Source organism: Pseudomonas sp. GD03944, from assembly GCF_029839275.1.
GTDB lineage: Bacteria > Pseudomonadota > Gammaproteobacteria > Pseudomonadales > Pseudomonadaceae > Aquipseudomonas.
Genome location: NZ_JAOCAH010000001.1, coordinates 531,235 through 543,817, shown reverse-complemented (window position 1 = coordinate 543,817; position 12,583 = coordinate 531,235). Strand labels below are relative to the sequence as shown.

The 12,583-nt window shown below is 66.8% G+C and carries 11 protein-coding genes; 10 read left to right on the top strand and 1 reads right to left on the bottom strand.

All coding sequences use genetic code 11. The annotated features are described in order from the left end of the window. Positions 1–32: 32 nt before the first annotated feature. Complete coding sequence (gene minC / locus N5C28_RS02630; protein ID WP_279819767.1) at positions 33–767, bottom strand: septum site-determining protein MinC; 735 nt, start codon at positions 765–767, stop codon at positions 33–35. 439 nt (positions 768–1,206) lie between these two features. Here minC and N5C28_RS02625 point away from each other — a divergent pair, with 439 nt between their 5' ends. The 10 genes from N5C28_RS02625 to ltaE all read left to right on the top strand — a co-directional run bounded on the left by N5C28_RS02625 (position 1,207) and on the right by ltaE (position 12,489). After that, positions 1,207–2,142, top strand: coding sequence for a lipid A biosynthesis lauroyl acyltransferase (locus N5C28_RS02625; protein ID WP_279819765.1), 936 nt, complete (start codon positions 1,207–1,209; stop codon positions 2,140–2,142). 67 nt (positions 2,143–2,209) lie between these two features. Continuing rightward, positions 2,210–3,412 carry a patatin-like phospholipase family protein gene (locus N5C28_RS02620; RefSeq protein ID WP_279819762.1) on the top strand — a complete coding sequence of 401 codons (1,203 nt, stop codon included), beginning with the start codon at positions 2,210–2,212 and terminating at the stop codon, positions 3,410–3,412. A gap of 277 nt (positions 3,413–3,689) precedes the next feature. Continuing rightward, positions 3,690–4,913 carry an aspartate aminotransferase family protein gene (locus N5C28_RS02615; RefSeq protein WP_279819759.1) on the top strand — a complete coding sequence of 408 codons (1,224 nt, stop codon included), beginning with the start codon at positions 3,690–3,692 and terminating at the stop codon, positions 4,911–4,913. Positions 4,914–5,042: 129 nt separating this feature from the next. Further along, a complete protein-coding gene (gene aruF / locus N5C28_RS02610; RefSeq protein ID WP_279819756.1) occupies positions 5,043–6,059 on the top strand; it encodes an arginine/ornithine succinyltransferase subunit alpha in 1,017 nt (338 codons plus the stop codon). Between the two features lie 9 nt (positions 6,060–6,068). Continuing rightward, positions 6,069–7,085 (top strand): arginine N-succinyltransferase, encoded by a 1,017-nt coding sequence (gene astA, locus N5C28_RS02605; protein ID WP_279819753.1) that lies wholly within the window; start codon positions 6,069–6,071, stop codon positions 7,083–7,085. 93 nt (positions 7,086–7,178) lie between these two features. Continuing rightward, on the top strand, positions 7,179–8,642 hold the full coding sequence (gene astD / locus N5C28_RS02600) for a succinylglutamate-semialdehyde dehydrogenase (RefSeq protein WP_279819750.1): 1,464 nt from the start codon (positions 7,179–7,181) through the stop codon (positions 8,640–8,642). Beyond that, positions 8,642–9,988 (top strand): N-succinylarginine dihydrolase, encoded by a 1,347-nt coding sequence (astB, locus tag N5C28_RS02595; protein ID WP_279819749.1) that lies wholly within the window; start codon positions 8,642–8,644, stop codon positions 9,986–9,988. The genes astD and astB overlap by 1 nt, the downstream gene beginning before the upstream one ends. A 70-nt stretch (positions 9,989–10,058) precedes the next feature. Further along, entirely contained in the window at positions 10,059–10,349 is a 291-nt protein-coding gene (locus N5C28_RS02590) for a topoisomerase II (protein ID WP_279819746.1), read from the top strand. Positions 10,350–10,359: 10 nt separating this feature from the next. Further along, positions 10,360–11,370, top strand: coding sequence for a succinylglutamate desuccinylase (gene astE, locus N5C28_RS02585; RefSeq protein ID WP_279819744.1), 1,011 nt, complete (start codon positions 10,360–10,362; stop codon positions 11,368–11,370). A gap of 114 nt (positions 11,371–11,484) precedes the next feature. Continuing rightward, positions 11,485–12,489 (top strand): low-specificity L-threonine aldolase, encoded by a 1,005-nt coding sequence (ltaE, locus tag N5C28_RS02580; protein WP_279819743.1) that lies wholly within the window; start codon positions 11,485–11,487, stop codon positions 12,487–12,489. Positions 12,490–12,583: the final 94 nt, after the last annotated feature.

Here is a 12,583-nt window from a genome sequence, read left to right as displayed (position 1 = left end):
TTTGTGTCCCTGAAAATTGGCGGCAGTATCCGTTAAAGGCGGGTGATGTTCAACACATCACCCGACAGGCTGACGTGTACCGCATCGCCCCAGAGCGGGTCGCGGCGCAGGTCTTCGGCGACCTTGTACTGGCCGGCGATCGACAGCAGTTCCGCACCCATTTGCTGACAAAAAATGCGTGCCTTGGTGTTGCCCTTGATGCCGGCCAGCGCCCGGCCGCGCATCGGTGCGTAAACATGGATATTGCCATCGGCGAGAAGTTCCGCCCCGGCACTGACCGGAGCCAGGACGATCAGGTCGCCGCCCTGGGCATAGACCTGCTGACCGCCGCGCACGGGGGAGGTGATCACCTTGCTGGGTTTGACTTCCGGCTCGACGGGCTTTTCCGGTTTCTTCGGCGCCGGCGTGCCGACTTCGAGCAGGCGTTCGCGGGCGCCGGACGGCGGCAGGACCGGCAGGTCCAGGGCGGTGGCGGCCGCAATGTCGTCCGCACGGTTGGCGCGCACCGCCAGGGTGCGCAGGCCATGGCGACGGCAGACCGCCATCAGCGCGCTGAGGTCAAGGGCGCCTTCGCCTTCGGGCAGCTTGTCCAGGGCCAGGACCAGCGGGGTGTTGCTGAAGAAGGCCGGGGCCTGGGCGACTTTCTCGGCCAGTTGCTGGTCGAGGCGCTCGAGGTTGTTGTGCGTCAGCTCCATCACGGTGATGGCCAGCATGCTGCCTTTGAGTTGGAACACGGGGTCTTTGTCGAGGAGGTCAGCTTGGCTCATGGTCTGCCTGATACGGCCGGTAACGAAGATAGCCGGGACTTATAGCGAGAACGCCGGTGAGCCGCAAGCGGCTTGCCGGCCGGCAGGCGCTTGTGTGGCGGAAGCTGGTGGGCTTGTGGCTGTCGGTCAGACCGAGGGACTACCGGTATGGGGCGCCATTCGAGTCAGGAGAGGATTTGTGGGAGCTGCGCCCCGCAGCGAAATGTGGCCCGGTACGATTATGCCGGGTATTCCCGATTCGCCCCGGGGCGGGGCTCCTACAGAAACACGTGCGGATGCCGGGGTTCATGAGCAATAGCAAAAAGGTGACGCGGGCGCCCGTGATTGGCGTGTGGGAGCTGCGCCCCGCGGCGAGGGGGTTGGAGCGGGGCGTGCCGCACGTCGGCGGCGGGCAAGTCCTGATAGAATGCCGCGCTTTATGCCTTGTCCGGGACCGTTCATGAATCGTCCAGCTTTCCGTGGCTATTTCCTGCACCCGCGCTTCTGGCCCTTGTGGCTGGGCCTGGGTGTGCTGTGGCTGATCGTGCAGTTGCCGTACCCGGCGCTGCTCAGACTGGGGCGTGTGCTGGGCGCGCTGATGTTCCGCGTGGCCGGCTCGCGGCGGCGGATTGCCCGGCGCAACCTGGAGCTGTGCTTCCCACAGCTGTCCGAGCCGGCGCGGGAGCGGCTGCTGCGCGAGAATTTCGCCTCCACCGGCATCGCCTTCTTCGAGATGGCCATGAGCTGGTGGTGGCCCAAGGCCAAGCTGGCGCGACTCGCCCATATAGAAGGCCTGGAGCACCTGCAGCAGGCCCAGGCCGAAGGGCAGGGGGTGATCCTCATGGCCCTGCACTTCACCACCCTGGAAATCGGCGCGGCGCTGCTCGGCCAGGTGCACACGATCGACGGCATGTACCGCGAGCACAAGAATCCGCTGTTCGACTACATCCAGCGCACCGGCCGCGAGCGTCACAACCTGGACGCCACGGCGATCGAGCGCGAGGACGTGCGGGCGATGCTCAAGGTGCTGCGGGCCGGCCGGGCGATCTGGTACGCGCCGGATCAGGACTACGGCCGCAAGCAGAGCCTGTTCGTGCCGCTGTTCGGCATCCAGGCCGCCACGGTCACGGCGACGACCAAGTTCGCCCGCCTGGGCCGTGCCCGGGTCCTGCCGTTCACCCAGGAGCGCCTGGCGGATGGCAGCGGCTATCGCCTGACGATCCACCCGCCGCTGGCCGGCTTCCCGGCGGAAAGCGAAGAGGCCGACTGCCTGCTGATCAACCAGTGGGTCGAGCAGGCGGTGTCGGCCTGCCCCGAGCAGTACCTGTGGGCCCACCGCCGCTTCAAGACCCGCCCTGAAGGCGAGCCCAAGCTCTACGGCAAGCGCCGGCCCTGATCGGAGCCGGTGTTGCAAGGGCGGGGGCGCTGCTCTCTATACTGGATAAAAAAGACGGAACCTGCCCATGACGTTGATCGCCCCCGCAACCCAGCCCGTGACCGGGCTGATTCTTTCAGGCGGTGGCGCGCGGGCGGCCTATCAGGTCGGGGTGTTGTCGGCGATCGCCGACCTGCTGCCGGATGCGACCCACAATCCCTTCCCGGTGATCGTCGGCACCTCGGCCGGGGCGATCAACGCCGTCAGCCTGGCCTGCGGGGCGTTGCACTTCGGCGAGGCGATCCGCCGGCTGACCACGGTCTGGCAGAGCTTCCATACCCATCAGGTGTACCGTAGCGACTGGCCCGGCGTGTTGCGCCAGGCCGGGCGCTTCGTCGGCCACAGCCTGCTCGGCCTGGGCGGCCAGGCGCCGGTGGCGCTGCTCGACAGTTCGCCCCTGGGCGAGATGCTGGCCAGTGAGCTGGATTTCTCCGGGATTGCCGCTGCCGTGCGGCAGCGCCAGCTGCGGGCGGTGGCGGTAACGGCCTTCGCTTATGACTCCGGCCAGGCGGTGACCTTCTACCAGGGGCGCGCTGCCATTGACCCGTGGTTCCGCCACCGCCGTGTCGGGGTGCCGACCCGCCTGGCCCTGGAGCACCTGCTGGCCAGCGCCTCGATTCCATTGATCTTCCCGCCGGTGAAGGTCGGTCGCGAGTATTTCGGCGACGGCGCCGTGCGCCAGTCCGCGCCGATCAGTCCGGCGCTGCACCTGGGCGCGAGCAAGGTGCTGGTGGTGGGCGTCAGCGGCAACCCGCAGGGGCTGCATGCGTCCTCGCCGATACCGCGGGTAGTGAGTAACAAGCCGCCCAGCCTGGCGCAGATCAGCGGGCACATGCTCAACAGCACCTTCATCGACAGCCTGGAAGGCGACATCGAGCTGCTCGAACGTCTCAACCAGATGAGCCGCCTGGTGCCGCCGGAGCAGCGCCCGCGTGGCCTGGGGCTGAACCCGGTGGAGGTGCTGGTGGTGTCGCCGAGCCAGCCGCTGGATGTCATCGCCGCTCGCCATCGCCACGAATTGCCGGCGGCCCTGCGCATGTTCCTGCGCGGTCCCGGGGCGACCAAGGCCAGCGGCGCCGGGGTGCTCAGCTACCTGCTGTTCGAGCCGGGCTACTGCAACGAGCTGATCGAACTCGGGTACCAGGACGCCATGGCTCAGAAGGCGGCCCTGAGCAGCTTCCTCGGGCTGTCCAGTTCGGCGGTGGCCCCGGAGCAGCCGGTCACGGCCTGAGGCCCGGTAGCCGCCTGCTTGCGTCCATGCCGGGCGGTTGTCGAATACCCGGCGGTCAGCCCATGGATAAATTACGCAGACCTGTACGCCAACCGGGTGAACAGTGTTTAAACTGCGCCTTCCCGACGCTTTCTGTCGCATTTGCGAAAGCTCCGGTTTTCCTGGGGTTGGCGCTATAAGAAGTTGTCGCATGGCGGCAATGCCGCCCCTGGTTCAGTCCCTACAATCCCTTCATCACCTGCCGTTCAAGGCGGTGTTTTCCGTGAGGAGAGTTCCGATGTCCGTTCAGCACGACCCGGTGCAACGCGCCGATTTCGACCAGTTCATGGTGCCCAACTATTCGCCTGCCGCGTTCATTCCGGTGCGAGGCGAGGGCTCCCGAGTCTGGGATCAGGAAGGTCGTGAACGCATCGATTTCGCCGGCGGCATCGCCGTCAACGTGCTCGGTCATGCCCATCCGGCGCTGGTCAAGGCCCTCACGGAGCAGGCCAACAAGCTGTGGCACATCTCTAACGTGTTCACCAACGAGCCGACCCTGCGCCTGGCCAAGAAGCTGATCGACGCGACCTTTGCCGAGCGTGTGTTCTTCTGCAACTCGGGCGCCGAGGCCAACGAGGCCGCGTTCAAGCTGGCCCGCCGCGTGGCCCACGACCGGTTCGGCCCGGAAAAATACGAAATCATCGCCGCGACCAACAGCTTCCACGGGCGCACCCTGTTCACCGTCAGCGTCGGTGGTCAGCCCAAGTATTCCGACGGCTTCGGCCCGAAGATCCAGGGCATCACCCACATCCCGTACAACGACCTGGATGCGCTGAAGGCCGCCATTTCCGACAAGACCTGCGCCGTGGTACTGGAGCCGGTGCAGGGCGAGGGCGGCGTGCTGCCGGCGGACCTGGCCTACCTGCAGGGCGCGCGCGAGCTGTGCGACAAGCACAACGCGCTGCTGGTCTTCGACGAAGTGCAGAGCGGCATGGGCCGTTGCGGTGTGCTGTTCGCCTACCAGCATTACGGTGTGGTGCCTGACGTGCTGTCCAGCGCCAAGAGCCTGGGCGGCGGTTTCCCGATCGCCGCCATGCTCACCACCACCGAGCTGGCCAAGCACCTGACGGTCGGCACCCACGGCACCACCTACGGCGGCAACCCGTTGGCCTGTGCGGTGGGCGAGGCGGTCATCGACATCGTCAACACCCCCGAGGTGCTCGAAGGCGTCAAGGCCAAGCACGAGCGCTTCAAGCGCAAGCTGGAGCAGATTGGCGAGCAGTACGGCGTGTTCACCGGGACCCGGGGCATGGGCCTGCTGATCGGTGCGGTGCTGTCGGACGAATGGAAAGGCAAGGCCAAGGTCATTCTCGACGCCGCCGCGGCCGAAGGCCTGATGGTGCTGCAGGCCGGCCCGGACGTGGTGCGTTTCGCCCCGAGCCTGGTGGTCGAGGATGCCGATATCGACGAAGGCCTGGCACGCCTGGAGAAGGCCATCGCGGGTCTGATCCAGAAGGCCTGATTCGCAAGCCGGCGCAGGGACGCGCCGTGTTCTACCCAGGGATGACGGTTCTGTCGGCCTCGGCGTCTGCCGGGGCCTGCCCGGTCCGAGTGACCGGGTGTTTTTCGAGATCAATAAAGGAGTGACACCATGCTGGTGATGCGCCCCGCGCAAATGGCCGACCTTGCGGAAGTGCAGCGTCTCGCCGCGGACAGCCCGGTTGGTGTGACTTCGCTGCCGGATGACGCCGGCCGCCTGCGCGACAAGATCGCCGCCTCGGAGGCTTCGTTCTCCGCCGAGGTGAGCTTCAACGGTGAGGAAACCTATTTCTTCGTGCTGGAGGATGTCGAAAGCGGCCGCCTGGTCGGCTGCGCCGGCATCGTCGCTTCGGCCGGCTATTCCGAGCCGTTCTACAGCTTCCGTAACGAAACCTTCGTGCACAACTCCCGCGAGCTGAAGATCCACAACAAGATCCACGTGCTCTCGCTGTGCCACGACCTGACCGGCAACAGCCTGCTGACCAGCTTCTACGTCGAGCGACCGCTGGTGGGCAGCGCGGCGTCGGAGCTGAATTCCCGGGCGCGCCTGATGTTCATGGCCAACCACCCGGAGCGTTTCGCCGATGCGGTGGTGGTGGAGATCGTCGGTCACAGTGACGACGCCGGCGAGTCGCCGTTCTGGGACGCGGTGGGGCGCAATTTCTTCGACATGAACTATGCCGAGGCCGAGCGCCTGTGCGGGTTGAAGAGCCGGACCTTCCTCGCCGAACTGATGCCCCATTACCCGATCTACGTGCCGCTGCTGCCGGACGAGGCCCAGGAGTCCATGGGCCAGGTGCACCCGCGGGCGCAGATCACCTTCGACATCCTCATGCGCGAGGGTTTCGAGACCGACCATTACATCGACATCTTCGATGGCGGTCCGACCCTGCATGCACGCACCTCGGGCATCCGTTCCATCGCCCAGAGCCGCATGGTGCCGGTGCGCATCGGCGAGCCGGGCAGTGGCGGCCGCCAGTACCTGGTGAGCAACAGCCAGTTGCAGGATTTCCGCGCCGTGGTCGCCGAACTCGACTGGGTGCCCGGCAAGCCCGTCACCCTCAGTCTTGCCACCGCCGATGCCCTGGGCGTCGGTGAAGGCGCCAGCGTGCGCCTGGTCGCGGTTTAAGGAGCCCGTATGATCGTTCGTCCCGTACGCAGTGCCGATCTTCCGGCCCTGATCGACCTGGCGCGCAGCACGGGTGCCGGCCTGACCACCCTGCCTGCCAACGAGGAGCGCCTGGCGCACCGCGTGCAGTGGGCGGAAAAGGCATTCCACGGCCAGGCCGAGCGGGCCGACGCCGACTACCTGTTCGTCCTCGAAGCGGATGACGGCAAGGTGGTGGGGATTTCCGCCGTGGCCGGCGCGGTCGGCCTGCGCGAGCCCTGGTACAACTACCGGGTGGGCCTGACGGTCAGCGCCTCCCAGGAGTTGAACATCCACCGGCAGATTCCGACGCTGTTCCTGGCCAACGACCAGACCGGCAACTCCGAACTGTGCTCGCTGTTTCTGCACGCCGACCACCGCACGGGCCTCAACGGCCGCCTGCTGTCCAAGGCGCGTTTCCTGTTCATCGCCGAGTTCCGCCAGTTGTTTGGCGAGAAGATCATCGCCGAGATGCGCGGCATGTCCGACGAGCAGGGGCGTTCGCCGTTCTGGGAGAGCCTGGGCCGGCACTTCTTCAAGATGGAATTCAGCCAGGCCGACTACCTGACTGGTGTGGGCAACAAGGCGTTCATCGCCGAGCTGATGCCCAAGTTCCCGCTCTACACCTGCTTCCTGTCCGAGGACGCACGCAGCGTCATCGGCCGTGTGCACCACGACACCGAGCCGGCCCTGACCATGCTCAAGGCCGAAGGCTTCAGCTACCAGGGCTATGTCGACATCTTTGACGCCGGCCCGGCGATCGAGGCCGAGACCGCGAAGATCCGCGCGGTGCGCGACAGCCAGACCCTGGTGCTGGCCATCGGCACCCCGGGCGACGATGCCCCGGCCTACCTGATGCACAACCGCAAGCGCGAGGACTGCCGCATCACGGCGGCGCCTGCGCGCCTGGCGGCGGGCACCCTGGTGGTCGATCCGCTGACCGCCAAGCGCCTGCGCCTGTCCGCCGGCGACCAGATCCGCGCCGTGCCGCTGTCCGCCGGCGGCTGAGCCGGCAACGGCGCGCTGCCTGGCGCCGCGTACGAAATAGCCCACCCGGCTGGCCTGCCGGGTGCTGAACACGCTGGGAGTGATAAAACCACCATGAGCACTCATTTCATTGCCGGTACCTGGCTCGCGGGCCTGGGTGAAACCCTGGAATCGCTCAATCCGGTCAGCCAGCAGGCGCTGTGGGAAGGACGTGCCGCCAGCGCCGAGCAGGTGGATGCTGCGGTGCAGGCGGCGCGGGCTGCCTTCCCGGCCTGGGCCTCGCGCTCCCTGGACGAGCGCATAGTCGTGCTCGAGCGCTTTGCTGCGTTGCTCAAGGAAAAAAGCGAGGCGCTGGCGCACTGCATCGGCGAAGAGACCGGCAAGCCACTCTGGGAGTCGGCCACGGAAGTGACCAGCATGGTCAACAAGGTGGCCATCTCGGTGCAGAGCTACCGCGAGCGCACCGGCGAGAAGAGCGGGCCCCTGGCTGACGCCACCGCCGTGCTGCGGCACAAGCCCCATGGCGTGGTCGCGGTGTTCGGCCCCTACAACTTCCCGGGCCACCTGCCCAACGGGCATATCGTGCCGGCGCTGCTGGCCGGCAACGCCGTGGTGTTCAAGCCCAGCGAACTGACGCCCAAGGTGGCCGAGTTCACGGTTCGCTGCTGGGAGGAGGCCGGCCTGCCGGCGGGCGTGCTCAACCTGCTGCAGGGCGCGCGCACGACGGGGGCGGCGCTGGCGGCTCACCCGGGCATCGACGGCCTGTTCTTCACCGGCTCCAGCCGCACCGGCAACCTGCTGCACCAGCAGTTCGCCGGGCGCCCGGACAAGATCCTCGCCCTGGAGATGGGCGGCAACAACCCGTTGCTGGTGGACCAGGTCGCGGACATCGACGCGGCGGTCTACACTATCATCCAGTCGGCCTTCATTTCCGCCGGGCAGCGTTGCACCTGCGCGCGTCGCCTGCTGGTGCCCCAGGGCGCCTGGGGCGACGCCCTGCTGGCGCGCCTGGTCAGTGTGGCAGCCAGCATCAAGGTCGGTGCCTTCGATGCCCAGCCGGCGCCATTCATGGGCGCGGTGATTTCCCTGGCGGCCGCCGAACACCTGATCAAGGCCCAGGAACATCTGATCGCCAAGGGCGCGGCGCCGTTGCTGGAGATGACCCAGCCGCTGGTCGGCGCGGCGCTGCTGACGCCGGGCATCATCGACGTCACTGACGTGGAGGATCGTCCGGATGACGAATTCTTCGGCCCGCTGCTGCAGGTGATTCGCTACGCCGACTTCGATGCGGCCATCGCCGAAGCCAACGCCACGGCCTTCGGCCTGGCGGCCGGCCTGCTGTCCGACTCCAAGGCGCGCTACGAGCAGTTCTGGCTGCAGAGCCGCGCCGGCATCGTCAACTGGAACAAGCAGCTCACCGGCGCCGCCAGCAGCGCGCCGTTCGGCGGCGTCGGCGCGTCCGGCAACCACCGCGCCAGTGCCTATTACGCGGCAGATTATTGCGCCTACCCGGTGGCCTCGCTGGAAAGCGACAGCCTGAGCCTGCCCACCACCCTGACCCCGGGAGTGAGCTTGTGATGTCCGCCTATGAGATGAATTTCGACGGCCTGGTCGGGCCCACGCACAACTACGGCGGCCTGTCCTACGGCAACGTGGCGTCGCAGAGCAACAGCCAGGCGGTGTCCAACCCCCGGGAGGCGGCACGCCAGGGCCTGGCGAAGATGAAGGCGCTGATGGACATGGGCTTCAAGCAGGGCGTGCTCGCCCCGCAGGAACGCCCGGATGTCGCGGCCCTGCGCAGTCTGGGCTTCAGCGGCAGCGATGCCCAGGTGATCGAAAAGGCCGCCAAGGCGGCGATGCCGCTGCTGGTCGCCAGTTGCTCGGCCTCCAGCATGTGGACGGCCAACGCCTGCACCGTCAGCCCCAGCGCCGACACCGCCGATGGTCGCGTGCATTTCACCGCCGCCAACCTCAATTGCAAGTTCCACCGCTCCATCGAACACCCGACCACCAGCCGCGTGCTGGAGGCGATGTTCGCCAACGACCGGCATTTCGCCCACCACGCGGCCCTGCCGGCGGTGGGGCAGTTCGGCGACGAGGGCGCGGCCAACCACACACGCTTCTGCAAGGGCTATGGCGATGCCGGCGTGGAGTTCTTCGTGTTCGGCCGTAGCGCATTCGACAGCCGCTTGCCACAGCCCGAGCGCTTCCCGGCGCGCCAGACCCTGGAGGCCTCCCAGGCCGTGGCACGGCTGCATGGCCTGAGCGACGACGGTGTGGTGTATGCCCAGCAGAACCCCTGGGTCATTGATCAGGGGGTGTTCCACAACGACGTGATCGCGGTGGGTAATGGCGAGGTGCTGTTCTACCACCAGGATGCCTTCCTCGACACCGACCGCGTGCTGGCCGAACTGGCCGAGAAGCTCGCCCGTCGCGGTGCTGGCTTTACCGCCGTGTGCGTGCCGCGCAGTGCCGTGGCGGTGGAAGACGCCGTGCGCTCCTACCTGTTCAACAGCCAATTGCTCAGCCGCGGCGACGGCAGCATGCTGCTGATCGTGCCCGAGGAGTGCCGCAACAACGCCAACGTGTGGGCCTACCTGCAACAACTGACCAGCAGCAACGGCCCGATTCGCGACGTGCAGGTGTTCGACCTCAAGCAGAGCATGCAGAACGGCGGCGGCCCGGCCTGCCTGCGCCTGCGGGTGGCGCTCAAGGACAGCGAGCTGGCGGCGGTCAATCCGGGGGTGATCATGACCCCGAGCCTGTACGACACCCTCAATGCCTGGGTCGACAAGCATTACCGCGATCGCCTCAGCGAGAACGACCTGGCAGACCCCCAGCTGTTGATCGAGTGCCGGACGGCACTGGATGAATTGACACAGATCCTTGAACTGGGCGCCGTCTATCCTTTTCAATTAGCGTAGTCGGGCGGGTCGCCGTAGCGGCCGCCCCGACAGCCTGCCTTTCCCATTGCCCTGAAGAGATTTCGCACCCATGTCCGATGCCCTGCAACTGATCCTCGAAGACCAAGACGGCACCCAGCTGGAAACCTCCTGCACCCGGTTCGCCGTGATCTGGCAGGGCAAGGAAGTGTGGATCCAGCAGGTCGGTAACGGCCAACTGATGATCGGCGTCGATGTGGCGGAAGGCGATACCGAGTACGCCAACCTGCTGCTGCGCCCGCTGGCGACCAACCTGGTCAGCCTGGAGCTGGAAATGGAGCCGGCTGACGGCGGCGATGAGGAGCACGGCCACGTGCATGGCCCTGACTGCAATCACGACTGAGGAACTTCCCATGCTCGCCCTCGGCAAACTGCTCGACCTGACACTCGCCGGCTACGAGCCGGCAGCGAAGATTCAGCTGACCCCCGAGGGTTCGCGGTTGCGCTGGCTGGCCGAAGGCGCCCTGGAAGTGACGCCGCCGGTGGCCAGCGACAACGGCCTGGACCTGTTGCTGTCCGCCGGGATACACGGTAACGAAACCGCCCCCATCGAATTGCTCGACCGCTTGCTGCGCAGCATCGCGCGCAATGAACTGAAACCCCGGGTGCGCATTCTGTTCCTGCTGGGCAACCCGCCCGCGATCCGCAAGGGCGAGCGCTACATCGAGCAGGACATCAACCGGCTGTTCAATGGCCGGCACGAGCAGACCAGTGGCTTCGAGGCCATTCGCGCCTGTGAGCTCGAACACCTGGCTGCGAGTTTCTTCAGCAAACCCGAGCGCACCCGCCTGCACTACGACCTGCACACGGCGATCCGCGCCTCGAAGATCGAACAGTTCGCCCTCTACCCCTGGCACGAGGGGCGCGTGCATTCGCGCCGCGAGCTGGCGCGGTTGAATGCGGCGGGCATCGACGCGGTGCTGCTGCAGAACAAGAGCTCGATTACCTTCAGTGCCTACACCTATTCGCAGCTCGGCGCCGAGGCCTTCACCCTGGAGCTGGGCAAGGCCCGCGCCTTCGGCCAGAACGAGGCGGTCAACCTCGACCTGCTGGAAGCGCGCCTGCACGCCATCATCGAGGGGCGTGAGCCGGAATCGGACGACCACGACTTGAATGGCCTGCAGCTGTTTTCCGTCGCAAGGGAAATCATCAAGCACAGCGACGCCTTCCACTTGCACCTGCCGGCCGATATCGAGAACTTCAGCGAATTGCCGGTGGGCTACCTGCTGGCCGATGACGTGGCCGGCACCCGCTGGGTGGTGGAGGAGGAGGGCGCGCGCATCATCTTCCCCAATCCCAAGGTCAAGAACGGCCTGCGGGCCGGCATCCTGATCGTGCCGGCCGATGGCGATTACCTGGCCTGACGGCCTGTTGCTGCCGCTCGAACTGTTCGCCCCGTATCGTTGCGATCTGTCGCTTGTCTGCCACCAGCGAGGGCCTTAGCATCGGTGTTTTCGACCGGTTCAGGGAAATCCTTCATGGCACTTATCGATCTGCGCAGTGACACCGTTACCCAGCCCACCGCCGGCATGCGCGAGGCCATGCGCGTGGCCGAGCTGGGCGACGACGTGTACGGCGAGGACCCGACGGTCAACCGCCTGGAGGCCTACCTGGCTGAGCGCTTGGGCTTCGCCGCCGCGCTGTTCGTGCCGAGCGGCACCATGAGCAACCTGCTGGGGCTGATGGCCCACTGCGAGCGCGGCGACGAGTACATCGTCGGCCAGCAGGCGCACACCTATAAATATGAAGGTGGTGGCGCCGCGGTGCTCGGCTCGATCCAGCCGCAACCGATCGAGGGTGAAGCCGATGGCTCGCTGGACCTGGCCAAGGTCGAGGCGGCGATCAAGCAGGACGACTTCCACTTCGCCCGTACCCGCCTGCTGGCCCTGGAAAACACCATGCAGGGCAAGGTGCTGCCCCTGGACTACCTGGCGGCCGCCCGCGAACTGACCACCCGCCGTGGCCTGGGCCTGCACCTGGATGGCGCCCGTTTGTACAACGCGGCGGTCAAGCTGGGCGTGGACGCCCGCGAGATCACCCGGCATTTCGATTCGGTGTCGGTGTGCCTGTCCAAGGGCCTCGGCGCACCGGTAGGCTCGGTGTTGTGTGGCAGCGTCGCGCTGATTGCCAAGGCACGTCGCCTGCGCAAGATGGTCGGCGGCGGCATGCGCCAGGCCGGCGGGTTGGCGGCGGCGGGGCTGTACGCCCTGCAGCACCAGGTCGAGCGCCTGGCCGATGACCACCGCCATGCCGAGCAGCTGGCGTCCGGGCTGCGCGAACTGGGCTTCTCGGTGGAGCCGGTGCAAACCAACATGGTGTACGTCCAGGTGGGTGAGCAGGCCGGCGCGCTGAAGGCGTTCTGCGCCGAGCGGGGCATCACCCTTTCTGCCGCCGCCCGCTTGCGCATGGTGACCCACCTGGATGTCCGCAGCGACGACATCGGCCGCGTCATCGAGGCATTTGCCGCCTTCGTACGCCGCTGAGGCTTCCCCAATGCCGGGGTAGGTTCGCTGTCCCGGCGACAGGCCAGGGGCGAGACGCCGCCATGCCCGCCCCGCGCAATAGCCACCATCTATC

What these genes read in the sequence shown, in the direction of transcription:
- minC (WP_279819767.1), bottom strand. Translation starts at nt 767, where the DNA reads ATGAGCCAAGCTGACCTCCTCGACAAAGACCCCGTGTTCCAACTCAAA.
- N5C28_RS02625 (WP_279819765.1), top strand. Translation starts at nt 1,207, where the DNA reads ATGAATCGTCCAGCTTTCCGTGGCTATTTCCTGCACCCGCGCTTCTGG.
- N5C28_RS02620 (WP_279819762.1), top strand. Translation starts at nt 2,210, where the DNA reads ATGACGTTGATCGCCCCCGCAACCCAGCCCGTGACCGGGCTGATTCTT.
- N5C28_RS02615 (WP_279819759.1), top strand. Translation starts at nt 3,690, where the DNA reads ATGTCCGTTCAGCACGACCCGGTGCAACGCGCCGATTTCGACCAGTTC.
- aruF (WP_279819756.1), top strand. Translation starts at nt 5,043, where the DNA reads ATGCTGGTGATGCGCCCCGCGCAAATGGCCGACCTTGCGGAAGTGCAG.
- astA (WP_279819753.1), top strand. Translation starts at nt 6,069, where the DNA reads ATGATCGTTCGTCCCGTACGCAGTGCCGATCTTCCGGCCCTGATCGAC.
- astD (WP_279819750.1), top strand. Translation starts at nt 7,179, where the DNA reads ATGAGCACTCATTTCATTGCCGGTACCTGGCTCGCGGGCCTGGGTGAA.
- astB (WP_279819749.1), top strand. Translation starts at nt 8,642, where the DNA reads ATGTCCGCCTATGAGATGAATTTCGACGGCCTGGTCGGGCCCACGCAC.
- N5C28_RS02590 (WP_279819746.1), top strand. Translation starts at nt 10,059, where the DNA reads ATGTCCGATGCCCTGCAACTGATCCTCGAAGACCAAGACGGCACCCAG.
- astE (WP_279819744.1), top strand. Translation starts at nt 10,360, where the DNA reads ATGCTCGCCCTCGGCAAACTGCTCGACCTGACACTCGCCGGCTACGAG.
- ltaE (WP_279819743.1), top strand. Translation starts at nt 11,485, where the DNA reads ATGGCACTTATCGATCTGCGCAGTGACACCGTTACCCAGCCCACCGCC.